The 22,044-nt window shown below is 68.8% G+C and carries 16 protein-coding genes and 5 pseudogenes; 7 read left to right on the top strand and 14 right to left on the bottom strand.

Features of this window, described 5'->3' with window-relative positions:
• The first annotated feature begins 9 nt into the window (after nucleotides 1–9).
• On the top strand, nucleotides 10–1,197 hold the full coding sequence (locus IEZ17_RS37665; protein ID WP_189308131.1) for an SLC13 family permease: 1,188 nt from the start codon (nucleotides 10–12) through the stop codon (nucleotides 1,195–1,197).
• A gap of 124 nt (nucleotides 1,198–1,321) precedes the next feature.
• Here IEZ17_RS37665 and IEZ17_RS37660 read toward each other — a convergent pair whose 3' ends face one another.
• The 4 genes from IEZ17_RS37660 to IEZ17_RS37645 form a co-directional block, all read right to left on the bottom strand.
• Nucleotides 1,322–2,164 carry an inositol monophosphatase family protein gene (locus IEZ17_RS37660; RefSeq protein WP_189308130.1) on the bottom strand — a complete coding sequence of 281 codons (843 nt, stop codon included), beginning with the start codon at nucleotides 2,162–2,164 and terminating at the stop codon, nucleotides 1,322–1,324.
• Entirely contained in the window at nucleotides 2,145–2,804 is a 660-nt protein-coding gene (locus IEZ17_RS37655) for a hypothetical protein (protein WP_189308129.1), read from the bottom strand. Before IEZ17_RS37655 ends, IEZ17_RS37660 begins: the two co-directional genes overlap by 20 nt.
• Nucleotides 2,805–2,823: 19 nt before the next feature.
• Nucleotides 2,824–3,774 carry a hypothetical protein gene (locus IEZ17_RS37650; protein WP_229853021.1) on the bottom strand — a complete coding sequence of 317 codons (951 nt, stop codon included), beginning with the start codon at nucleotides 3,772–3,774 and terminating at the stop codon, nucleotides 2,824–2,826.
• A gap of 573 nt (nucleotides 3,775–4,347) precedes the next feature.
• The gene (locus IEZ17_RS37645; protein WP_189308128.1) at nucleotides 4,348–4,845 is read right to left on the bottom strand and encodes a hypothetical protein; all 498 of its coding nucleotides are present in this window, start codon (nucleotides 4,843–4,845) and stop codon (nucleotides 4,348–4,350) included.
• A gap of 594 nt (nucleotides 4,846–5,439) precedes the next feature.
• On the opposite strand from IEZ17_RS37645, the gene IEZ17_RS37640 reads away from it, so the two are divergent.
• A complete protein-coding gene (locus IEZ17_RS37640) occupies nucleotides 5,440–6,327 on the top strand; it encodes a COG4705 family protein (protein WP_229853020.1) in 888 nt (295 codons plus the stop codon).
• A gap of 1,554 nt (nucleotides 6,328–7,881) precedes the next feature.
• Here the strand turns inward: IEZ17_RS37640 and IEZ17_RS37635 are convergent.
• The 3 genes and pseudogenes from IEZ17_RS37635 to IEZ17_RS37625 all read right to left on the bottom strand — a co-directional run bounded on the left by IEZ17_RS37635 (nucleotide 7,882) and on the right by IEZ17_RS37625 (nucleotide 10,071).
• The gene (locus IEZ17_RS37635; RefSeq protein ID WP_189308127.1) at nucleotides 7,882–8,091 is read right to left on the bottom strand and encodes a hypothetical protein; all 210 of its coding nucleotides are present in this window, start codon (nucleotides 8,089–8,091) and stop codon (nucleotides 7,882–7,884) included.
• An 888-nt stretch (nucleotides 8,092–8,979) separates the two neighbouring features.
• Nucleotides 8,980–9,250, bottom strand: a pseudogene (locus IEZ17_RS37630) (transposase); the annotation flags it as partial.
• A 317-nt stretch (nucleotides 9,251–9,567) separates the two neighbouring features.
• The gene (locus tag IEZ17_RS37625; protein WP_229853019.1) at nucleotides 9,568–10,071 is read right to left on the bottom strand and encodes a hypothetical protein; all 504 of its coding nucleotides are present in this window, start codon (nucleotides 10,069–10,071) and stop codon (nucleotides 9,568–9,570) included.
• A gap of 145 nt (nucleotides 10,072–10,216) precedes the next feature.
• Between IEZ17_RS37625 and IEZ17_RS37620 the strand changes: the two genes are divergently transcribed.
• Nucleotides 10,217–10,495, top strand: coding sequence for a DUF427 domain-containing protein (locus IEZ17_RS37620; RefSeq protein WP_189308126.1), 279 nt, complete (start codon nucleotides 10,217–10,219; stop codon nucleotides 10,493–10,495).
• 39 nt (nucleotides 10,496–10,534) lie between these two features.
• Nucleotides 10,535–10,645 (top strand): annotated as a pseudogene (locus IEZ17_RS43425) (IS5/IS1182 family transposase); the annotation flags it as partial.
• 385 nt (nucleotides 10,646–11,030) lie between these two features.
• Here IEZ17_RS43425 and IEZ17_RS37615 read toward each other — a convergent pair.
• The 5 genes and pseudogenes from IEZ17_RS37615 to IEZ17_RS37595 form a co-directional block, all read right to left on the bottom strand.
• Nucleotides 11,031–11,564 carry a PadR family transcriptional regulator gene (locus IEZ17_RS37615; RefSeq protein ID WP_189308125.1) on the bottom strand — a complete coding sequence of 178 codons (534 nt, stop codon included), beginning with the start codon at nucleotides 11,562–11,564 and terminating at the stop codon, nucleotides 11,031–11,033.
• Nucleotides 11,565–11,588: 24 nt separating this feature from the next.
• Nucleotides 11,589–13,610 carry an oxidoreductase gene (locus tag IEZ17_RS37610; protein WP_189308124.1) on the bottom strand — a complete coding sequence of 674 codons (2,022 nt, stop codon included), beginning with the start codon at nucleotides 13,608–13,610 and terminating at the stop codon, nucleotides 11,589–11,591.
• Nucleotides 13,611–13,725: 115 nt separating this feature from the next.
• Nucleotides 13,726–14,410: pseudogene (locus IEZ17_RS37605) on the bottom strand (transposase family protein); the annotation flags it as partial.
• 383 nt (nucleotides 14,411–14,793) lie between these two features.
• Nucleotides 14,794–15,261, bottom strand: a complete 468-nt coding sequence (locus IEZ17_RS37600) for a hypothetical protein (RefSeq protein WP_189308123.1) — start codon at nucleotides 15,259–15,261, stop codon at nucleotides 14,794–14,796.
• Nucleotides 15,262–15,627: 366 nt separating this feature from the next.
• Nucleotides 15,628–16,086 (bottom strand): NUDIX hydrolase, encoded by a 459-nt coding sequence (locus IEZ17_RS37595; protein WP_189308140.1) that lies wholly within the window; start codon nucleotides 16,084–16,086, stop codon nucleotides 15,628–15,630.
• 951 nt (nucleotides 16,087–17,037) lie between these two features.
• Between IEZ17_RS37595 and IEZ17_RS37590 the strand changes: the two genes are divergently transcribed.
• The 3 genes from IEZ17_RS37590 (at nucleotide 17,038) to IEZ17_RS37580 (ending at nucleotide 20,679) form a co-directional block, all read left to right on the top strand.
• Nucleotides 17,038–17,595 carry a TetR/AcrR family transcriptional regulator gene (locus IEZ17_RS37590; RefSeq protein ID WP_189308122.1) on the top strand — a complete coding sequence of 186 codons (558 nt, stop codon included), beginning with the start codon at nucleotides 17,038–17,040 and terminating at the stop codon, nucleotides 17,593–17,595.
• A gap of 689 nt (nucleotides 17,596–18,284) precedes the next feature.
• A complete protein-coding gene (locus IEZ17_RS37585) occupies nucleotides 18,285–19,379 on the top strand; it encodes an agmatine deiminase family protein (RefSeq protein WP_189308121.1) in 1,095 nt (364 codons plus the stop codon).
• A 163-nt stretch (nucleotides 19,380–19,542) separates the two neighbouring features.
• On the top strand, nucleotides 19,543–20,679 hold the full coding sequence (locus IEZ17_RS37580; RefSeq protein WP_189308139.1) for an agmatine deiminase family protein: 1,137 nt from the start codon (nucleotides 19,543–19,545) through the stop codon (nucleotides 20,677–20,679).
• Between the two features lie 380 nt (nucleotides 20,680–21,059).
• Here IEZ17_RS37580 and IEZ17_RS37575 read toward each other — a convergent pair.
• Nucleotides 21,060–21,236 (bottom strand): annotated as a pseudogene (locus IEZ17_RS37575) (IS701 family transposase); the annotation flags it as partial.
• A gap of 147 nt (nucleotides 21,237–21,383) precedes the next feature.
• A pseudogene (locus IEZ17_RS37570) lies at nucleotides 21,384–21,737 on the bottom strand (GNAT family N-acetyltransferase); the annotation flags it as partial.
• Nucleotides 21,738–22,044: the final 307 nt, after the last annotated feature.

Here is a 22,044-nt window from a genome sequence, read left to right as displayed (position 1 = left end):
CTGTCGGGCGTGCGATTCCTCAAGCGTCTGCATCCCCTGGACTGGCTCGCCGCCGGGCTGCTCGCCTGCGGCCTGGTGTGTGTGGCCACGGGGCTGTTGCCGGCAGCGCCCGCCGGGGACGCGATGGCGCGGATCGGACCGTTGCTGGTCTTTCTGGCGACGGTCATCGTGATGGCCGAACTAACCGGCCGGGCAGAGGTGTTCGACGCGGTGGCGGCCTGGGTGGCGCGGACCGGGAAGGGCAGCTATCCACGGCTGTTCGGGCTGTGTGTGCTCTTCGCGTCGGTCACCACCATCGTGCTGAACCTGGACACCACGGCGGTGTTGCTGACGCCGGTGATGCTGGCGCTGGCCGGGCGAGTGGGCATCGCGTCGGTGCCGCTGGCGATGACGACGGTCTGGCTCGCCAACACCGCGAGCCTGCTGCTGCCGGTGTCGAACCTGACGAACCTGCTGGCGTCGAACCGGGTCGGGCTCTCCCCCACCGCGATGGCCGCCACGATGGGCCTGCCCCAACTGGCCGCCGTCGCCGCGACGATGGCGTGCTTGTGGGCCTTCTACTGGCGGCGCGGACGGCGGGGCTCCGACGGGTACGTACCGCCCGAGCGGCGGGCATCGGCCGATCCGGTGCTGTTCCTGGTGTGCGCGTCGGCGTGTGCCGGTTTCCTGTTGGCGATCCTCGTGGCGGACGTGCCGCTGTGGTCGGCGTCGCTGACCACGATGCTGGTCGTGGTCGCTGCGTTCGCGGTGCGGCGCCCCGCCGAGCTGCGGTTGTCGCTGGTGCCGTGGCGGCTGCTGGTGCTGGTGCCGGGGATGTTCCTGGTCGTCGAGACAGTGAACGCGCACGGGCTGCACACGCTGCTGACGGCGGCGATCGGGCCGGACGGCGGCCTCGGCGGCATGCTCCGCTCGGCGGGCGTGGGCGCCGGCCTGTCCAACGTCCTCAACAACCTGCCGGTCTACATGGCGGGCGAGGCGGCGGTGCCGGTCGGCAACCATCACCAGTTGCTGGCACTCCTCATCGGCACCAACATTGGCCCATTGGTCACGCCGTGGGCGTCGCTGGCGACGCTGCTGTGGTTCGAGCGGTGTCGCGGCCAGGGCACGGTCATCCCGCTGCGGCGCTTCATGGGGACGGGATTCGTCCTGGCCGTGACGGCGACGCTGGCGGCGACGGTGACGCTGGCGGTGGAGTGAACGGCCGGTTCCCAGGGCGCCAGGGACCGGGGACCGGGGACCGGGACGGCCGAGGGGACCCGGGGCCTCCCGACTCCCCGGCCCGGCGGCTCCCGTCGTCTCCGCCCGCCGGCCCGGCGCCCGCTCAGGCCGGCCGCGCGTGTGCGACCACGTCGAGCAGGTACGTCAGGGTGTCACCGCGGGCGGCGACGAAGCTGCGGTCGGTGTCCGGGCCGGCGGAGCCCACAGTGAAGGGGCCGCCGGTCAGGGTGCGGAACCCCACGCCCGTCTCGGCGGCCAGCAGGGCGCCCGCGGGGAAGTCGATGCCCTCCGCGCGGTAGCCGACGAAGCCGTCGATCGTGCCGCGCGCCAGCATGCTCCAGCCCAGCAGCGGTGCCCACAGCTGCAGCACCCGCCGGGTGCGGCGCTCCAGTTGGCCCCGGAGTCCCGCGGCCACCGGGTCGGCCCGGCCCACCGCGTGGCCTTGCGTCCAGGCCACCACCGGCCCGCTGTGCGGCACCGCGCCGGACGGCCCCGGCAGTCGGTCGGGGCCGCACGACGCGCCCTGGCCGCAGACGGCCTGCCAGGTGGAGCCGGTGACCGGTTCGTGCACCACGCCGACGACCGGGGCGCCGTCCACGCACAGCCCGATGCCGACGGCGTACGCGGTCAGGCCGATCGCGACGTTGTTGCTGCCGTCGAGCGGATCCACCAGCCAGGTGCGGCGGCCGATGGCGTCGAGGAGGCCCGCCTCTTCGGACAGAATCCGGTCGTGCGGGAAGTGCGTCTGGAGCCGGGCGAGGATGAGTTTCTCCGCGGCCAGGTCGAGGTCCGTGACGACGTCGCCCCCGGCGTCCTTGACGCCCACCGTGCGCACCGCGCCGAAGCGGCCCCGCAGCAGGGCCCCCGCCTCCTCCGCCGCGGCGACGGCAACCCGCGTCTCGCTCGTGTACGGTGCGGCGTCCCGGTCACTCGCGCTGCTCGGCATGGATCCTCCCAAGTGCTGTGCGGACGGTCCGTTCGGTGTGTTCCGCACTGCACAGCCGACGCACCGTACGGTGGCCGCGGCCGTGCAGGGGGCCCAGGGAGAGGTCGGTGTGGCCGGGCAGCGACCGGCCGAGCACCAAGGTGGCGGCGGGCTGCCCGCGCGTGACGACGGTGGCGTGGAACTCCCCGGCCGGCAGGCTGTACGTCTCGCCGCTGCCGCTGAAGGCGGCGGGGCCTGGTTCGCAATGCACCAAGCGGGAGGTGGGCCGCAGTTCGTCGACGCCCGAGGGAGCGCTGAAGACCTCGAAGATCCGGTGGGTGGGGTTGCGCGCCTCGTCCGCCACGATGACCGGCAGGTTGCCGACCCGGCCGTATAGGACGTAGCTGCGCAGCTCCCAGCTGTGGGCGTGCATGGGGGTGGCGGTGGGGTCGACGGGGGTGCCGGTGCCGAAGAGGTGGACGCAGACGCCGCGGGCGCCGTCGCGGACGAGCGGCAGGCACAGGAAGCCGAGCGGGTGGTGGACCGCGCGTAACTCCCTTTTGCCGCAGGCGATGTCCTCCAGGACGCCGGTGACGCTGGCGCGGGGTGCCTCCCGCGGGGTGCCGGGCCGGAGCAGTCGGTCGAGCGTGTCGTAGTCCATGAGCCGCGCCCGAGGCATCTCACCTCCGATAGGGGTCCTCGGCGTGCAGGGCTTTCTCGACGATCTCCGCGACGTCGGCGTCGCTGAACACCGAGGGAAGGGGAAGGTCGACGTCGTCGAAGACCGCGCGGACCTCGTCGACGGTCGGCTCGTCGCCCAGGGAGGCGACGCCGCGCAGGTCCAGGCGGACGGCCTGTTCGCGGCTCTGGTGCAGTTCGGTGACGTAGTAGTCGTAGAGCGGCTGGTCGCGGGTGACCAGGAGGTTGACGCGGTTCGGGTCGTCCTGGGTGATGATCAGGCAGGTCTCGGAGAGGTCGAAGCGGAGGGTGGGGACGCCCGAGGAGAGGTGGACGCTGATCTCCAGGGTGTCGAGCCGCTGGCGGAACCAACAGGCGGCCAGGACCGTGGCATACGCCTCCTTGCGGGTGCGGTCGGCGGTCCAGGCGTGCGCCGCGTCATCGTTGCGGCGGCGGACGAAGGTCTGGCGGAAGCGGGCGTAGGCGGCGCAGGTCTGCTCGTCCGCCGGGTTGATGATGTCGATCTTGATGCTGAGCTGGGCGCGCTGGCGAATGGCGGCCTCGACGCACCGAGGCAGCGTGACGGCGCGCAGGTAGGTGCCGGTACCGCCCTTGAAGTACCAGCGGTTGGTCTGTGCGCGGGCCTGTTCCAACGCGTCGCCGACCTCGTCCCCCGAGAGGGAGCGGACCATGGCGAGGTCCTCCAGGGCGCGGCGGGTGTCCGCGGACGCCTCCCGGATGTCGGACTTGCGGCGCAGCCGCTCCGTCATCGAGCCGACCGCGAGAGTGCCGAGCACCAGCAGCGTCGCGCCGGACGCCACCTTGTCGCTGATGACGTCGCCGAAGACGTGCATGAGGCCGATGGTCAGGCCGAGCCCCACGGCAATGAGCCCGTCCAGGTTTCTGAGCACCCAGGTGACGCCGAACTCCACCCGTCCCACACGCTGTACCACGTCGAGTCTCCCTCCCCGTTCCCTGGCATCGTAGGAGCAACGGGACGGATCTGACCAGGGCTGCCAGGAAGCCACAAGATCCGTACCGAGGAAGGGAGTTACCGCTCCGGGCCAGTGACGTGACACCAGGACCCGCTGGTCCGGGATGAACGCCTTCCGAGGTCGCAGTACCAGTCTGCCTCCGGGACGAACACCGGTTTCGCGGCGGCCTGTTCCATCCGCACGTCGATGTCAAGCAGCCGGCACAACCGGACACCTGGCTCGCGCACCAGCGTGTAGTGATCCTCAATCACCGCACCCGATCGAGCCGATAGCCCGTCTGCCACCCGTTACCCCTCTCGACGCCCAGATTGCGTCAAGCCCTGGCTCTGGTTGGCATCTTGCGGAGCTCATGATCGCAAGAGTCCCTGTACGCAGAGGATCTGGAAGGTTCTGCGGCTGTACATCCATCGCTCGATCGCGGATCTCGTCGGGCTGGTCACTCTCTGAATCCGGTCGGTGTTCGTGTCGCGCTCCGGGGGACCACCTTCAGACCGCATTCGAGATCTCCCCACCTGAGGGCAGCGCTTTCTTTCAGGTGAAGGCGGCCTCCGCGAAGGAGCTCCCTCCGCGCTGGTCGTGTGTGAGGACAATCCGCGGTGAAAGCTGCGGCGCCTCGCGTAGGTACTGGCGGAATCCGGTCGCCCGGAACGTGAGATCGAAGAAGTGGCCTTCGATGTGCCACTGCGGCCCCCCGCGGCTGTCCTCCGGGGTCGAGCGTCGCACCTGGTCGATGTCGAGACTCAACGCCATCCCCTTGAAGTCGAAGTCGCCCTCGATATCCCAGACATCCTCGAACACGAGGGTGGACGGCGCGATCCAGAAGCTGAAGTACGTCTCCGGCGCGACCGGATGCACCCAACGAACGATGTAGTCGATGTCCAGCAGCAGACGCGGCAGCGAGTCGTCGGAGGCGCCCAGCTGCACGCACAGTCCGTGGATGGTGACGTCGTGCCATCCCATCGTGTCGAAGTCGGCGTCGCTCCAGGTGCTCTTCGTCAGACCGGATTCCGGGTGAGTGCCTGCGCCCATCACGGCATCCAATCAGAATGGGACGGATCGGCACGTCAAGTGGTGGCCGTGGTCAGCGGCCGTGGACCGGGGCGCGTTGCCCGACGGCCGCGGGTGAGACGCCGGACCATGATGCCGATCATTTCACCCATCGGATCATGGTCTCCGGTCGGGCCGGGCCGGCCTCGCAGTCCCGGGCCAGGCACGGGTGGGCCGAAGGCGCGTTCACGACGTCCGCGCTCGATTCGCCCGACTTCGGTCGACCGCATCCGCGACAGCGCCCACACGCTCGTCGACCGCACCGAGGAAGCCTCCTCTGACCCCTCCGTGAGGAATCTCATAGTCCACCGCCGATCAGGGCTGGAACACCTCGCACCTGATGGCGGAACTCATGGCCACTATTCGCGATCGCTGACGTTTCCATCAGGGAAAACGCATCGCGGCCGGGGATGTCGCGGACGGGGATCGGGGCTCAGGCAGCCGTTCAGGAAGTTTTACGTTGCGGTCGCCAGCGTCGGAGATCACGGTTGCATACTGCCGCTGTACCGGCTCAACAGAGCGCGCTTCCCTCGGGGATGAGCGCCCTGCCATGTCTCTGAACAGGAGCCCCCCACCTTGGAGAGAACGGAACTCCTCACCGATCTTGGTGTCGCCAGCACGACGAAGTCGGTGATGAAGAAGCTACCCGAGGTCACTCTGGCCTTCTGGATCATGAAAATCGCCGCGACGACCCTGGGTGAGACGGCCGGCGACCTGTTCGCCCAGACACTCAAGCTCGGCTACTTCCTCACCACGATGGCCCTGTTTCTGATCTTCGTGGTGACGCTGGTCGTTCAGCTCCGCTCCGCCAGCTACAACCCGTTTTTCTACTGGACCGTGATCCTGTCGACCAGCATGGCCGGCACCACGATCTCCGACTTCATGAACCGCGATGCCAGCGCCAAGTTCCTCTCGGACGGCTCCACTTCGCTCGGCTGGGGTCCGCAGGGTCTTGGCCTTGGCTATCCCGCCGGCGCGGCGATCCTGATCTCGATCCTCCTGGCGATCTTCCTGGTGTGGAAACTGTCCGGGATGACGTTCCAGATCCGCGACATCGTCACCTTCCGCGGCGAGGCCCTGTTCTGGTCGGCGATCCTCGTCTCCAACACCCTCGGAACCTCCATGGGCGACTTCCTGTCCGATAGCTCCGGCCTCGGCTACGCGGGCGGTGCCCTTCTCGTGACCGGCGCGCTCGTGGTCCTCGTCGTGCTGATGAAGATGCCCGCCGTTTCGAACGTGCTGCTGTTCTGGATCGCCTTCGTCCTCACCCGCCCGCTCGGCGCCACTGCCGGCGACTTCCTCACCAAGCCCGTTGCCAAGGGCGGCCTGGACCTCGGCACTGCCGGTTCATCCGCCGTACTGCTCGCGATCCTGTTCGGCCTGATGGCCTACGCCCACGTCCAGGAAGGCAAGGCCGCCACCCCCTGCTCAACGACGCCGCCTACGTCGCAGGGGTCGGTCTGACCATCAGCGAACGCGACCGGCTCGATATCCTGGCCGACTTGGCGGCCACCCTCACCCGGCTGCACGGCATCGGCATCACGGTCGGAGGCTCTCCCCCCAAGAACGTGCTCTTCAGCACAGCCCCTCAGCCCGAGTGCTTCCTCATCGACCGTGACGCCATGCGCGTGCGGGGCGCCACCGTGCTCCCCCAGGCCGAGACACCCCACCGGCAGATCCCCCAGGAGAGGAAAAGGCCACACGCGCCGGCGACGTCTACAGGCTCGCGCTGCTCGCCCTTCGCCCCTTCGCCCCTTCGCCCCTTCGCCCCTTCGCCCCTTCGCCCGCGACCAGACCACCACCGACCCCGCAGCGCTGACCGCACCCAGCCCGGGACTCGGCTTGCTCGCCCGCGCCCGCCTCAATCCCGACCCGGCCCCCTCAGGCCGATCCGGGCCACGTGGGCCGACCAACTCAGCACGGCCAGCACTACCGGCAAAGAGGAGCGAGAATTCCTCGTGCTCGCACACCCACGGCACCGTGTGCAGAACCTTCGTGCAGCGTGGAACTCGGCGCCCGGTGTGTCCAGGCGTTTGAGATGGGCGTACATCATCTTCGTCTCGCTCATCGTGGCTTCACGGCGACCCGGGAGCGAAGTCGCCGGGTTCCAGAGCCGCCTCGCGCCAGTTGGCGGCGAGCTGGAGCATGCGCTCGGTGTCGTCTCGGAAGTCGGGTGGCGGGTGTTCGGGACGGTGGGCCACAGGATGGCGGCGGCGAACCGGACCGTATGCATGGCCGCAGTTGCGTGGGGGGCGACGCTGCCGCGCTCCAGGCGCCGCAGCATGTCAAGCCGGGCAGCCCCACCGAGGAGTTCGTCGAATACGTTCCGGTATTCCTGCGCGCGTACGGTCGCGAGGCAGTCCACGAGGAGTGCCTCCGGGTGGGTGGGGCTGGGCCTGGAGGCGTTCACGGAACTCGGCCTCTTCGGGGTAAACGGGTCCTCGGACGGCGTCACGCGGTGGCAGGCTGTGACACTTCGAACGCGTCGGCGACCCGGCGCGCCAACTCCGCGATGCAGGGCGGCAGACAGCTGTCCAAGGCGTCTACATCGCCGCACAGCTTGGCCCACAGCAGCCCGCAAAGGCACACTTCGGTGAACAGCTTCTGTGGCTCGTCCTCGGACGCCGGTACCGCCTCGGCACGCGGCGATCACCATGGACGCCATATCCGTGCCATCCGCCACGTCCGTGGCACGGTACAAACGTCATCCGCTTCCAGCCGTCCGCGACATCGGGCTGTGGGCCCGGTGCGGCACGCCCCGCAACGGGAACAGGTCAACGAACTCCTCGTCGGTGAGCAACCGTTCGTCGGTGAGCAACCGTCCCTGCTCGTCCGGTCCCGGATCGCCAGGCTCCCCTTCGCCGCACAGACATCGTCAGCCACCGCGTACGGCAATGTCGGCCTCCACGACCACAACCAGGTCTTGAAGGCCGACGTCACACAGGACCCTGAATTACCCCACGACGGCCGGGAGTGGTTCCGGGGCCCGATGGATGAGCACCGTGCTACAGCTGTATCTCAGCCGTGGATCGGGCCCAGGGGGATGTCGGAGACCGTGAGGCTGACGGACTTCACAGAGCCGCCGGTCAGGACAGGGATGCCATTGGGGCCCGGGGCGAACGTGGCGGTCAGGCCGTCCACGGAGCCACTGACGGAGAGACCACCCGCGACGCCGTCGAGTTCGTCGTCGGCTATCTCACGGGTCTCAATGCGGGCCGTGTTGCTCATGATGTTGAGCGTCCTTCCTCAGTAGTGGTGGGTCGCAATGCGTGGCGCACTGCAGCGGGAACCCTCGGACGATGTCGACGCTAGCCATGGCCGATCAAATAACGATGAAATCGCTGGTGAGCATGGTGCGTGTATCGACGTGGCGCAGGCTGCGGTGCTGAAGCCTCGCGGGCCGTGCGGGGCCCGGGCAGGGTGGGCAGCATCGGACAGGTGCTGTTGTCCGATCCGGTGCAGACCGGGAGCGCGGGCTTGGGTGCGAGCAGAGCGGCAGAGTGCCGTCCGTCGCGGCATCCAGGCCCGCGGCAAGCCTCACGCCTCCACGTTGCGGAGCCCGTCCCGCGGCAGCGTGAGCGTCGCGCCGGCGGTCAGCACGAGCCCGGCCACCGCGATCAGCATGCTCGACCGCATGCCGCTTACGCGACGACCTGCGCGGCACGCATCGCCCCCGGCATAACCGCGTTCGCCGGCGCTGGCCAGGCGGCGAGTGGATGTGTCTGCTGTCCGCCGGGCTGATGCGACATCGGCGGCACTGCGAACCTCGGGTCGAACGGGCCTGGCTGCGAGCCTGAGTGGTCATCGGGACATCCCAGGGTTGTCAGGGCGGATACTCGTGGGCCGAGGCGAACAGTCCTCGTGCGTCGGCTCGTCGTCTACGCCGGTTGCTTGGTGTGTGACCGTGTCCTGGCCCCCGCCCCCCTGCTGCACTGCGGCCACCGACCCGCATCGCCACCGCTGCCCTCCCGACGCCGTCGAGAACGGCGAGCCGAAGCACAGCAAGACCACGTCGAACACCACGCTGGCCCATCCGTGAACGCACGCAGAAAGCCCCCGCCGGAGCCGGCCGACGGGCGTTCCTCACCTCTGACAACTGCCCCTATGACGGAGGCCCTACTGTGTGGGCCTGACCAGGTGGAAGACCTCCCGAGCCGCGTAGCGGTTGAGGCATCGGGCGATTTCGCGCCGGGTCTTGCCCTCCCCGGTGCGGCGTTCGTCGTAGTCCTTGGTGCGCGGGTCAACTCGAAGGCGGGTGTGCACGATCCGGTGCAGGGCGGCGTCGGCCTGCCGGTCGCCGCCACGATTGAGGCGCCAGCACTGCCGACTGCCCCGAGGAACGCTCGATGGGGCTTCCCCCGCACAGCGCGGCGAAGGACGCCTCACTGCCCAGGCGGGCAACGGCCACTGACCATCGAAGTTCCCGTGGACTGCCGGCCGTCGCGCAGCGCTCCGCTGGAAGACCGGTGCACCGTCCGCGGCCGGTCGCGCCGCACCCCGCGCCCTCATCAGGGCGCGCTAAAAGGCCGTTCACGAGCAACCCGGGCCCTGACGCTGCCCCTCGACGACACGGTAGACCTCCCGGGCGCCGGGAACGCGCCCGCGTCCGCAGCGAGAAAGGCATCCGGTGGGCGGCCGGTCGCGCTCCATCGCGTCCTGACGGCCCGGACACCAAGAATGTCCGATGCCGAGGGGTCGAGCACGTCAGGCGCCGCCGTTGCCGAGGTGCCGAACCGCGAGCGCGGCGGCCTGGGCGGCCAGGTCGGTCAAGGCGGCATCGCACAGGGCTGCGGCGTGCGCGAGCCGGATCACATCGTCTGCCCAGGCGCCGGTGGCCCGGTCATCCTCGCCGATCCGGGCGAACCCCCGGTCCAGCAGACCGCGGGCCTCATCATCCCTCTTCCGGGCTGCAGCCTCGACTGCACCGACGGCATCGGCCAGGGCACTGGCCGGCCATGACCACTCGCTCTCACGGGCGCGCGCCGCCGGATTCCCCGCGTCGTAGTGCAGATCAGCCGCGACCGATGCGGCGCGGACATCCAGATCAAGCCGCCAGAACAGCGGCACCCCCGCGAAACGGACAAACAGCAAACGGCGGCGGCCGGAGTGGTGGAAGTCCGGGTCACTGCGGACGCTGTCGACCGGCTGAACCTCTCCCAGCACCTCCGCCACGCGAGCCAGGCAGTCCGGGAACTGCGCATCCGGCACCAGCCACACGATGTCGATGTCACTGAAGGCGTCCGCCGTCCCTGATGCCAGCGAGCCGATCAGCCTCGCACGTCAGCCCGGGCAACACCTCTTCAGCGCGCTGCACACCCCGGCAGCCAGGGCGGCATGATCGGTCTCTCTCGCCATGACACCCCGAACGAAGGTGGTGGAAGGCAACCACTACTTCCCCTCGGAGTCACTGCACCGCGAATACTTCACCGACAGCCCGACCAAGTCCCTGTGCCCATGGAAGGGCATGGCCCGCTACTACACGGTCACCGCCGCCGGTGCGCCCAACCCCGACGCCGCCTGGTACGACCCGCACCCCACCTTCCTGGCCCACCGGATCAAGAACCACGTCGCCTTCCGGAACAGCATCACCGTCGAAGGCACCCAGGAGACGAAACCGCAAAAGCAGCAGTAACACCGTGTCCCACATGGTCAGTTGGTCGTTGGCCGGGCCATGGGGAGTGGACGGTGGGGATGGATCGTGCCGGAGGGGCTCTGGGAGATCGCCAGGCCTTCGCTGCCGCCGGCACGGGTGCGGCCACAGGGTGGCGGGGTGGCCAACACCACCCCCGCAGCATCAGCCGTGCCCTCCAGACAGGCGCCTCCACCCCATTCGATGACCATGCACGCCCCCGCGCCTCCCCCACCTCCCGTCACCGCGGGGCAAGTCCCGGGCCGCCGATTGCTCCGGCGCGCTGACCTGCGCCAACGTCCCGACTCCCGATACACCTTCCGCAGAACTTCACAGGGGGCGAGGTCCGGCGTGGCGCCATCCGGGCCGATGGTCGACACCCAGGCGATCGGCCCTGGCACGACCGTGGCGGTCGACAGCGTGGTCCATCAGCCAGGCCATGCAGGAGAGCCCTGCGCTCGCCCCCACCCGCGCCTGGCTGACGGAATCCGTGGTCCCGCGCGGCCGGAAGCACTGACGTCCGCCGCGACGGCGCGCCTCACAGCTTGCGCAGCTCTGCCAGCGTCTGGGTCAGCCAGTTGATCCAGGAGCTCTCCAGCTCCATTCCTGCACGCAGTACGACATGCCGGAGCCGGTCCTCGACCGCCGGTTGGTCGTGTGAGAAGTCGCGCTCCTCGATGCTCGCGTAGTCGGCGAGCTGCCGCTGGTGCAGTTCGAGATGGCGCTGCAGCTCGGCGACAAGTCCGGCCGGGCCGACCACCGCCGCCGCGCGAAGGCGCAGCAGCAGCGGGTCGCGGATGGGCCGGGGATCCTCGCTGCGGGACACCCAGTCGGTCAGCTCCGCGCGGCCTGCGGCCAGCACCTCGTACTCCTTGCGCTGGCCGCGGGTCGGCTGCTCGGCGGGAAGCGCGCGGATGAGGCCGGACTGCTCCAGCTTTCCCAGTTCGCGATAGATCTGCTGGTGCGTCGCCTGCCAGAAGTGACCGATCGACTTGTCGAATCTTCGCGCCAGCTCCAGCCCTGATGAGGGCTTTTCCAGCAGGGCAGTGAGGATCGCGTGCGGCAGTGACATGGGGGCATCCTAGGAACCGCGGGGCTACACCGCCGCAGCCAGTTCGGTGCCCTGCCGGATGGCCCGCTTGGCGTCGAGTTCGGCGGCCTGGTCCGCGCCGCCGATGAGGTGGACTGTGCGCCCGGCGGCGCGCAGTTCCTCGTACAGGTCGCGCCGCGGTTCCTGGCCCGTGCAGAGCACGACCGTGTCAACGGGGATGACCTGCGACCGGCCGTCGACCGTGATGTGCAGCCCGGCGTCATCGATCCGGTCGTAGGCCGCTCCGCCGACCATGGTGACTCCGCGGTGCCTGAGCTCGGTGCGGTGGATCCAGCCGGTCGTCTTGCCGAGGTCGGCGCCGACCTTGCTGGTCTTGCGCTGGAGCAGGTGCACGGTCCGGGGCGGCTTCGGCCGTACGGGATCGCGCAGCGCACCGGGCTCACGGTAGTCGGTGTCGACTCCCCACGTACGGAAGTACACCTCGGGGTCGAGGCTCGCGGCGTCGCCAGGGTCGGTGAGGTAGCCGGCGACGTCGAAGCCGATTCCGCCCGCCCCGATGATCGCGACCCGCTCCCCCACCTCGGCCGCGCCGCCGAGGACTTCGAGGTAGCCGACCACGCTGGGGTGATCGACACCGGGGATGTCCGGTATGCGCGGGGTGACGCCGGTGGCCACCACGATCTCGTCGTAGTCGTCGTCGGAAAGGTCCGCGGCCGTGACGCGGGTGCCCAACCGGACGTCCACACCGTGCAGTTGGAGCTGGTTGCGGAAGTAACGCAGGGTCTCGTCGAACTCCTCCTTGCCCGGCACCCGCCGAGCGATGTCGAGCTGTCCGCCGATCTCCTCGACGGCGTCGAAGAGCACCACCGAGTGGCCGCGCTCAGCAGCCGACACCGCGAAGGCCAGTCCCGCGGGTCCGGCGCCGACCACACCGATCCGCTTGCGGCGCCGGGTCGGCGACAGCACCAGCTCGGTCTCGTGGCAGGCGCGCGGGTTGACCAGGCACGAGGTGATCTGGCCGCTGAAGGTGTGGTCCAGGCATGCCTGGTTGCAGCCGATGCAGGTGTTGATGGCGTCCGCGCGCCCGGCCTGGGCCTTGGCGACGAAGTCGGGGTCCGCGAGGAAGGGGCGGGCCAGCGACACCATGTCGGCGCGGCCCTCGGCGAGCAACTGCTCAGCGACCTCCGGGGTGTTGATGCGATTGCTGGTCACCAGCGGAACCGTGACCGCGCCCATCAGCTCCCTGGTCACCCAGGTATAGGCGCCGCGCGGAACCGATGTGGCGATGGTGGGGATCCGAGCCTCGTGCCAGCCGATGCCGGTGTTGATGATCGTGGCGCCCGCCGCCTCCATCTCCTTGGCGAGCGTGATCACATCGTCCAGTGAGCAGCCGCCGGGCACGAGGTCGAGCATCGACAGCCGGTAGATGAGGATGAACCGCGGCCCCACCCGCTCCCGCACTCGGCGGACGATCTCCACCGGGAAGCGGATCCGGTTCTCGTACGAGCCGCCCCACCGGTCGGTACGGCGGTTGGTAGCGGTGGCGATGAACTCGTTGATCAGGTACCCCTCGGAGCCCATGATCTCGACACCGTCGTAGCCGGCGAGCTTGGCCAGCTCCGCGGCTCGTACGAAGTCCCCGATCGTTTCCTCGACTTCGTCATCGGTGAGGGCGTGCGGTACGAAGGGGCTGATCGGCGCCTGCAGCGCGCTCGGGGCGACCAGGTCCTGGTGGTAGGCGTACCGCCCGAAGTGCAGGAGCTGCAGCGCGATCCGGCCGCCCTCCCGGTGGACGGCGGCGGTGACGGGGGTGTGCCGCTCGGCCTCGGCCTCGGTGGTGAGCTTCGCGCCGCCCTCCATCGGCCTGCCGCGGTCGTTCGGGGAGATGCCACCGGTGACGATCAGGCCCGCGCCGCCCCGGGCGCGGGCCGCGTAGAAGGCGGCCAGCCGCTCGAACCCCCCGGGCGCCTCCTCAAGCCCGAGGTGCATCGAGCCCATCAGCACCCGGTTGGGCAGGGTGGTGAAACCCAGGTCGAGCGGGCTCAGCAGATGGGGGTACGCACTCATCCAGCGCCTCCTCGCGCAGTCTCGGTGTGCCAGTTCTAGACCACCTGAGCACGGTTATGCAACTAGTTGCAGAAAAGGAGCTTCTCCGAAGGCACCCCATCGGTGATCGGGAATGGACCACTTTGATCCCGGCGGACCAGGCCTTCGGGCGCCCGGCGAGCCACTGCTCGAACACTGCCTTCGAGCACCCCTCGACCATGTCCAGCGGCCTCGCCGGCCCGGTCTTCTCACACATGGGGGTGAGATCAATGATCACGGTGACGCACTTGTCGCCAAACCCGGTGTGCCTCCAGACATGCTCGTCAACCCCGATCGTGGTGACACGGTCGAACCGGTGAGGGTCATCGATCAGACGTCGCTTGCCTTCGGCGAGGATCGCGCTGTTCGCGATATGCCAGGCCCCCCAGCCCTGCGGCGACGCGACTTACGGTGCGGTGATCGACCACGATGCGCTGCAGTGCCCACTCCAGCCCGCCCCGGGAGATCCTCGCTCGCGGCGCAGCCACCTTCGAGGTGTCCTGCCGCCACGTCCTCTCGCACGAGTCGCACCGATAGCGGCATGCCCGCACCAGCAGCGTCGTGGGGCGGTGCCCGAACGGCTCATGCGCCAGCCGCCGCGTGACTGTGCCGCGCACCACGCCCTCCGAACCGCACTTCCGGCACCACGGATCCGGCTCGGCGGCTCGGCACTCGATCACCGCCTGATTCGGCTCAAGGCGTTGCCCGACAGCTTCCAGACCGAGTCCATCGAGACGGCAGAACGTGGTCAGACAGGGCGCGGCGAAGATAGCGTGGAGCATGTCGAGGTCTTTCGGATGGTAGGCCTCGACGCCTACCCGCCAACACCCCCGACTACACCCTCAACTGCGAAGAGCCAGATATCCCGATACGGCGTGTCGAGCCGCTGCGTTGCCCGCGGTGCGGCGCGGACCGAGGCTGGACAGCGTTCGGCGCGTGGCCGGATCCAGTGCGGCTGGTCTGCCCTGCAGAGCACGGTTGGACGCCCTGGGAAGGCACCCCGGCCAGGGGGCGAGCCCTGACGCAGGAACTCATCCTGGCGAACGGTATCGAAGAATCCCGCGACTGAGGCATGCAGTTCGCCGCCGCTCCGCCGACCTCTTGGCTGCCAGAGCGAATAGCCCCCAAGCTCAGCAGCCAATTCGAAAGAGCTCAATGACAGACGTCAAGCCTTAAGGCTGACAGACGAGCGCTCATGCGCCGGGACCTTGGCGATATACTGCGCATTTCCGCCGGCCCTGCAATATGCTACCGCCGGGCCATCCACAGACGTAACCTTGCCGCTAGCCATGTTGACCACATGGACTTCCGGCCAAATGCGCGTGTCGTCCTCAAGGCCCAATTGCGACACGTCGATGGTCCCGCCGCTGTTGACCGATCCCGTCTCCTTGCCGTTATCTGCCTTCACTTTAAACGAGACAGACGCCGCGCCGAGGCCGCCCTTCGTGACGGTGATCGTCTTGTAGCAAACCGTCATGGCGTGAGGTGCCGCCATGGCTGATTGGCTAGGCGCTCCAAGCAGCGTTGCACAGGCCAGGCTTGCGCTCACGGAAAGGCCGACGAGCTTACGAATGAGCTTGTTGCGAGTAACTCGGCGATCGGAAACCGTGATCAGCACCATAAGTTCCTTCACAGTCGGATGGCACACGGATCTGGATTGACGCGGAAATCGCCACGGCCGGGCACTTGAACGACATCCTCGTCGCTGGGCCAGCATCTGTCATCCGCGCGCACCGTAACTTGATCGCCGCATCACAGGACCGGGCCCGCAGCGTACGGCAGCAGACCGGTCCGGGCGACCTTACCGGCCCGGCCTCGGCAACCGAACACGAGCTGGAACCCACCGAGTTGCCGGCGGCCACGCCCTCCCGTCCCCGGAACCTGCTCCCCCGAGGACTTGATGGCAGCGCTGGAAGCCTCCGTCCACCGTGCCACCCTTGGGACTGGTGGGCTCGCATGTCGAGGTGTCGCGTATTCAGCGTGTAAGTGCGACGGCTAATTACTGACCGTTGCCGGTAACGGTGGTCCAGCGCGGGTCGATGCGGCCCAGCCATGCGTCTTGATCGTCAGCCAGTGGTTGCTCCAGGGGAAGTGGGAGGAACCGGCAGGCGAAGGTAAGGCCGGCGTCGCCTCCGTCGCCGTAAACGTGGTGTTCCCAGGCATCGGGGGTGTCTGCGGGTGTCCGGAGGTAGAAGAAGCCGGTTCGTCGTGGCTGTCCCGTGTCGGGGTGAGGCTTGTCCTCCACGGCGATCTGCCGGACCACTGTGGCTGTCAGCAGGCCGGTTTCCTCGGCGACCTCTCGAAGGGCTGCTTCTTGCAGCCCTTCGCGCGATTGCACTCCTCCCGCCGGGACCTGGGTGCCGGCCTCCGGCATAGCGACGTGGTCGAAGACCAGCAGCTCGGGGGCTGCGCGATGCCGGATCACGTATGCGGCGACACGGATTCTGGGGCGGGTCATCCCGGCATTGTCCGTCATCGGCGCCGTTCATGATCGCCGGGGGCATATCGCCTCCAGGTGACTCCGGCCTCGGTAACCAGACGGGTCGCGGTCTTGTCGTGGTAACCGAGGGCCTTGGCGATGACCAGGGCCGGGGCTTGGAGGACGAGGTGACGGATCGATGAGGTCCGGGCCCGCTGGAGGGGAACGCCGAGCCCGCGCAGTCCGGGTGCGGTTCACCGACGGCTGACTGCCGACCGCTGTCCGTACGGAGCGTCCCACCACGACGACCCGCCAGGACCGCCCGCATCACCGCACGCCCAGCCCACCGCCACCGCCGTACCCCTCCCCCGGGCCGAGGGGCCCAGCCCCGCACCGCCACCGCCCCCGGCCCGGCGCACCAGGAGATCCGTTCGCCGGATCGCCCTGACCGCGATCGCCGCGCTGTTGCTCGGCGACACGGTCTACTGCTTCGACGATCCTGCGCCGCCCTCCTAGGCCAAGCAGGCGCAGGACGCACCCGGCGACGGGTTCCGCCCGGGGTACGCGGGCGCCGAGCTGACCTCCCCGGACCCGAGTTACGAGTTCGATCTGCGGAACGGCAAGGTCGTACCGGAGTCCAGCGTCGTACCGGCGCAACGGAACGCGGAGTCCCGCTGGCTCTTCCCCGGCCGCCGCGCGAACCAGCCGGTGCACCCGGGCACCCGGCGAGATGCAGCCGATAGCCGCCGATCTCGTCCGGGCCGTCAGCGGTCAGGGCCGCGCAGGAGGGCAAACCCGCCGGGGTGCTCGGTGGTCATACGGTGGCCCTTTCAGGCGGAAGCGGCGAACGAGGCCGACAGGGGTGCGGGGCAGACGGCAGGGCTCGGTGACTCTAACTGAAGATTTAGTTAGTCTGGCCTACCCGACGGGGAGAAGGCATGCGAGGGCTGGTTAAGCTGGGTAACTGTGAGCGACCGTAGAACAGCGATCATGGAAGCGGCTGCGCGGGTCATCGCCCGGCGCGGGGTCCGCGGGCTGCGGGTCGAGGAGCTGGCCGCCGAGGCCGGGGTGTCCACCGCGCTCATCTATTACCACTTCAAGGACCGGGCCGGCATCCTGCGTCGGACCCTGGAGTTCATCAACGACCGCGCCGGGAGTTACACCACGGAACGCGCCCCGGACGCCGCCCCCCTCGATCCCCGGCAAGAGCTCGAACAAACCCTGCTGTTGGAGCTCCAGGACGACGACACCGTCCGGGAGAACAGCACCGCCTGGGGGGAACTGCGCGCCAGCGCCATCTTCGAGCCCCACCTGCGCGAGGACCTGGCCAAGGCCACGCTGATCTGGGTCCAGGAAGTCGCCGACCTGCTCGGCCGGGTACGTCCCATGGCGACCGCCGCCGGCCTGGCCATCGCCGCCGAGCGGCTGACGGCGTTGGTGGAAGGACTCAGCATGCGCTGGCTCAGCGGCATCCTGCCCCTGGGACATGCCCGGGAGTTGGTGCTGGACGCCATCGACGCGGAGTTGGAGCGGCTGGGTCGCCGGTAGGGCGAGGCGTTTCCGGCGTCCTGCGGGTGCCCCCTGAGTACGTGAACGACCGGGCCGAAGGCCGTGTGGGAGCACGGACGTTGACGAAACCCCCGTCCGTGAACTGCTGCTCGGTCTCCTCCCGGCGGAGTCCCAGGTCGACACCGCCTGGCGCGAGAACTCGTCCGTGTGGGGCGGGGAGCGGGCTGCCGCGGCCTTCGACGAAGGGCTGCGGCCGACGCTTGCGTCGCCGACCGAGCGCCGGCTCGTCGACATCGCCCGTCTGATCGCGGACGGGCGGGACGAGGGGAGCATGGACGAGGGGAGCATCCATCCCCGAGCCGGTCGACTCGCGTGCCGCCGCGGTCCGGTTGGCCTCCCTGGTGGCAGGGCTGAGTGGGCGCCGGCCGGCCGACCCGCTCGCCAACTGCCGAAGCCAGGGCACACGTGGCCACCGCGCTGGAGCGTGAGCCGGCCGAGGGGCCGCAGGGCTGACCCCGGACCGCTGCCGTGCGGATACAGGGGGACACGCACCCGCTCCATTGACTGAAAATTCAGTCAGTGTCATAGTCTGAGGCAGAGCGGCGCCGCGCCCCGACGGCACAGAGGGGCATGGGCGGCGTGGCCGGCGGCGGGACGTGTCGCCTCTGGTCCGGCCAGAACCCTGCGGCCGACGCCGCCCGACGTCACGGATTCGATGTGGAGCCCCCATGGACGACCTCCCCGCGGGCAGCTGGCTGCTCGATGCTTTCCGCGGTCCGCGCCCGTCGCGAGGAGCCTCACCCGATGACGCGGGCGGCGTCAGGTGGCGCGTGCCGGCCGACGACGTTCCGCACACCCGTACCTGGATGTCCTGGCCCTCCAGGAGGTCCATCTGGGGGCGGCAACTGGCAGGTGTACAAGAGGACATCGCCCTCATCGCCCGCACGGTCGCGGCATTCGAGCCCGTCATCATGTGCGCGCCGGACGAAACCGCCGCCACCGATGCCAGGGCCTCCTGCGGCCCCGGGGTCACCGTCATTGGCTCGATCCCCACGGACGATCTCTGGATGCGCGACACCTGTGCCGTCTTCCGGTGCGACGGCCGGCGAAGACTCGATGCCGTGAGCCTCAACTTCAACGGGTGGGGCGGGAAGCAGAAGCACCGCGATGACGCCGAGGTGGCCTGGCGCGTCGCCGAATTCAACGGAATCCCCCTCACCGAGGCGGAATTCGTCGGAGAAGGCGGATCGATCGAGACCGACGGCGATGGCACGGTGCTGGCCACCGAGAGCAGCCTGGTCAACAAGAACCGTAATCGCGGGATGAGTCGGGACGAGATCGAGGAAGAAGTGCTCGCGGCGTACGGCGCCGAGAAAATGATCTGGGTTCCCGGCGTCCGCGGCCGGGACATCACCGACAACCGCATCGACGTCACGTCCCGCTTCGTCCGGCCCGGCGTGGTCATGGTGCAGATTCCCCCGGACGACCGGAACGACGTCTGGGCCCGGGACGCGCGTCAGCAGTTCGCCATCCTGGCCGCCGCAACCGACGCGAAGGGCCGGCGCCTACAGGTCATCCGCGTGGACGGACCGGACACCGTGCGATCGCGGAGCTCGACGTTCGTGGATTCGTACCTCAACTTCCATCTCGTCAACGGCGCCGTCATCACTGCGCAGTTCGGCGACGAAAGGACAGACGCCGCGGCCCACCGCATCCTGGCCGAAGCATTTCCCGGACGCCAGGTCGTACAGCTGGATGTCGACCGGCTCATGGGCGGTGGCGGTGGAATCCACTGCTCCACCATGCACGAACCCATTCCATAGCCCAGCAACACGTACACCCCTCCCGAGAGGCGCCATCCCAAAAAAGCGATAGCCGTAGGAAAAAATCCTCCTTTGCCCTCGGGGCTCGAAATTCAGGATGATCCAAATCTCCTGAAACGGGCTCGTCAGTTGAATGCCGGAGTTCTCTGTGTCGCTTTCCCCCATGTCCCGCCGCAACGTCCTGCGTTCTTTCGCGGGTATCGGTGCTCTCGCCCTCGGAGCCGCGGCCTGCGGTCCCCGCAACACCCCGGCCGCAGCCCCTTCCACGTCGCCCTCTCGGAAGCAGAAGGGCCGCTGGTTCGGTGCCGAATGGGAGAGCCATGCGCGCACCTTCATGTCCTGGCCCGCATCGGAGTCGGTCTGGGGCGAGCAACTGCCGTCCGTACGAGAGGACATCGCACGGGTGGCCCATGCCGTCGCGGAGTACGAGCCCGTGGTGCTCATGGCCCGCCCCGAGCAGCAGGACACGGCCCAGCGGGCCTGCGGCTCCCAGGTCGAGGTGATCCCGCTCATGGTCGACGACCTGTGGGCGCGCGACACCGTTCCCCTGTTCGTCGAGGAGTCCGGGGGAATCCTGGGCGTCGACCTCAACTTCAGCGGCTGGGGCAACAAGCAGGAGCACCGCAACGACGCCCAGGTCGGCCGCCGCGTACTGAGCAAGTACGACATCCCGCGCGCCACGGCTCCGCTGGTCGCCGAGGGCGGTTCCTTCGAGACCGACGGTGAGGGCACCTTGTTGATCACCGAGAGCTCGGTGGTCAACAAGAACCGCAACCCGGGGAAGAGCCGCGACCGGATCGAGGACGAGATCAAGAGCAGTCTGGCCATCGAGAAGGTGATCTGGCTGGCCGGCGTGCGCGGCAAGGACATCACCGACGCGCACGTCGACAGCATCGCCAGGTTCACCGCGCCGGGCGTCGTCCTCGTGGATCGCGCCTTCCCCGACAGCCCCCCGGATGTCTGGTCGCGCGCGGCCGACCAGGCCAGAACGGTGCTCAAGGACGCCACAGACGCTCGGGGCAAGTCCCTGGAGGTCATCGACCTGCCCCAGCCCGATCTCGACAAGATCACGGGGCGGGGCGACGCCTTCGTCTCCACCTACGCGAACTTCTACGTGGCCAACGGCGCGGTGTTCATGCCCCGTTTCGGCGACGCCCAGGCCGACGACCGCGCGAAGGGCATTCTGGGAGACCAGTTCCCCGGGCGCGACATCGTTCAGGTGAAGATCGACACCATCGCCTCGGGCGGAGGCGGCATCCACTGCTCGACCCACGACCAGCCCGGCAAGCCGGTCAAGTAACGCCCGCGCCGGCACAAACTCACGAGCCGTGCGTGCTCCCGGCCGTACACGTTCACGCATGGTGAAGTGGGAGAAGTTCGCTACGTGAGCCGTAGCTTCCCCTGCATCACCGGCATGTGCGTATCGTTCGCGTCCCCCCACCGACCTGAACCCACCGCCCAGTCACGGCCTCGCTCCCCCGGCTCGGCTCCCTCATCCCAACGCCATCTGATCCATGGCATCGCCAAACCTCTGATTTCAGCGGAAAGTGCCCGGTATCGGAACCATCGAGCACCAGGAGCCGAACACCGTGACAACCGGAGCCCCCACCGTCTGGGAGGACTTCGACGTCCCCGCACACGCCCGCGGCGGACAGGTCGCGCTCAACCTCTACGACCACCAGCGTCCCACGTGGCCCGGCCGATCCAATGCTGCATGCCGTCTGAGCCGGCCTCCCCGGCCCACTCCGCGATCGTCCAGCAGTTCTTGCGCGGCAGGTCCGACAACAGCCCGAGCACGAAGTCCTTCACCCGGCGCCGGGGCTCGACCCGCGCGAACCGGCCCGCTATCCGGCGCATCAGGCCCTCGAACGCCTCCTGCCGCCAGGCAGGGTCTACGTTGTGGCCAACGGCCACCGCAAGATCGTTGGTCTTCACACACCGACGATCAGCGGTGGCCTCGGCCCTCCCGCACCGCCGGTCCCCCGGCACCATCGCGCCATGCGGCCGGATCACCAGGTCGCGCTGGTACCAGGTGCCTGGCTTACCGCCGAGGTGGGCGGGGTCGGCCGGGCCGACGGGGACGAACCCGGCTTTGGTCAGCACCTGCTGGGACGCGGCATTCTGGCGGGCCGTGGCCGCCCGCAGTGTGCGCAGCCCGTGCCGCGCCGCCGCCAGCACGTGGAAGGCGCAGATACTGGCCTCCTGCTCAGCCAGCAAGGCGTTGTACCGGTCGGTGAATTGGGCGAAGAAGTCGTCGCCGCGGTCGGAGACGGAGGCAGCGAAGTAGGCGCGGTTCGCCAGCTCGAAGGCCAGGACCGCCGGGGCATGGGCAGCATGCAGCCGCTTCAGCTCGGGCATTGCCCGACCTTATCCAGGTAGCAGGCCGAGCCCACCTGGTTTCCGTCAACGACAGACAGCCCCAAGCGCAAGGCGCACAACGGTCTACAACTGGAGTACCAGTGACCCGAGTCAGAGGTTTTCTGGAAGTTGTCCTGAACTGTCCGGGCTTACGCAAGGGCCGACTTCTGCGCCCAGACCTGACTTCGGAAGCACAAAGCAGCTCTCCGAAGACCGACGATCCACCAGAGAACTTCTGACTCAGGTCACTAGTAGTGCTTGGTCAGGTTGGTGCGGGTGTGGGTATGTCGCGGTGGCAGGTGGGGCA

The organism is Streptomyces albospinus, assembly GCF_014648695.1.
GTDB lineage: Bacteria > Actinomycetota > Actinomycetes > Streptomycetales > Streptomycetaceae > Streptomyces > Streptomyces albospinus.
The sequence above is the reverse complement of the archived record's forward strand: the minus strand, read 5'-3'. Positions and strand labels throughout refer to the sequence as shown.

Coding starts and splice junctions, on each gene's coding strand:
- IEZ17_RS37595 (WP_189308140.1), bottom strand. CDS start 16,086: ATGACCCGCCCCAGAATCCGTGTCGCCGCATACGTGATCCGGCATCGC.
- IEZ17_RS37655 (WP_189308129.1), bottom strand. CDS start 2,804: ATGGACTACGACACGCTCGACCGACTGCTCCGGCCCGGCACCCCGCGG.
- IEZ17_RS37585 (WP_189308121.1), top strand. CDS start 18,285: ATGGACGACCTCCCCGCGGGCAGCTGGCTGCTCGATGCTTTCCGCGGT.
- IEZ17_RS37635 (WP_189308127.1), bottom strand. CDS start 8,091: ATGAGCAACACGGCCCGCATTGAGACCCGTGAGATAGCCGACGACGAA.
- IEZ17_RS37645 (WP_189308128.1), bottom strand. CDS start 4,845: ATGGGCGCAGGCACTCACCCGGAATCCGGTCTGACGAAGAGCACCTGG.
- IEZ17_RS37610 (WP_189308124.1), bottom strand. CDS start 13,610: ATGAGTGCGTACCCCCATCTGCTGAGCCCGCTCGACCTGGGTTTCACC.
- IEZ17_RS37580 (WP_189308139.1), top strand. CDS start 19,543: ATGTCCCGCCGCAACGTCCTGCGTTCTTTCGCGGGTATCGGTGCTCTC.
- IEZ17_RS37590 (WP_189308122.1), top strand. CDS start 17,038: ATGGAAGCGGCTGCGCGGGTCATCGCCCGGCGCGGGGTCCGCGGGCTG.
- IEZ17_RS37615 (WP_189308125.1), bottom strand. CDS start 11,564: ATGTCACTGCCGCACGCGATCCTCACTGCCCTGCTGGAAAAGCCCTCA.
- IEZ17_RS37620 (WP_189308126.1), top strand. CDS start 10,217: ATGACACCCCGAACGAAGGTGGTGGAAGGCAACCACTACTTCCCCTCG.
- IEZ17_RS37660 (WP_189308130.1), bottom strand. CDS start 2,164: ATGCCGAGCAGCGCGAGTGACCGGGACGCCGCACCGTACACGAGCGAG.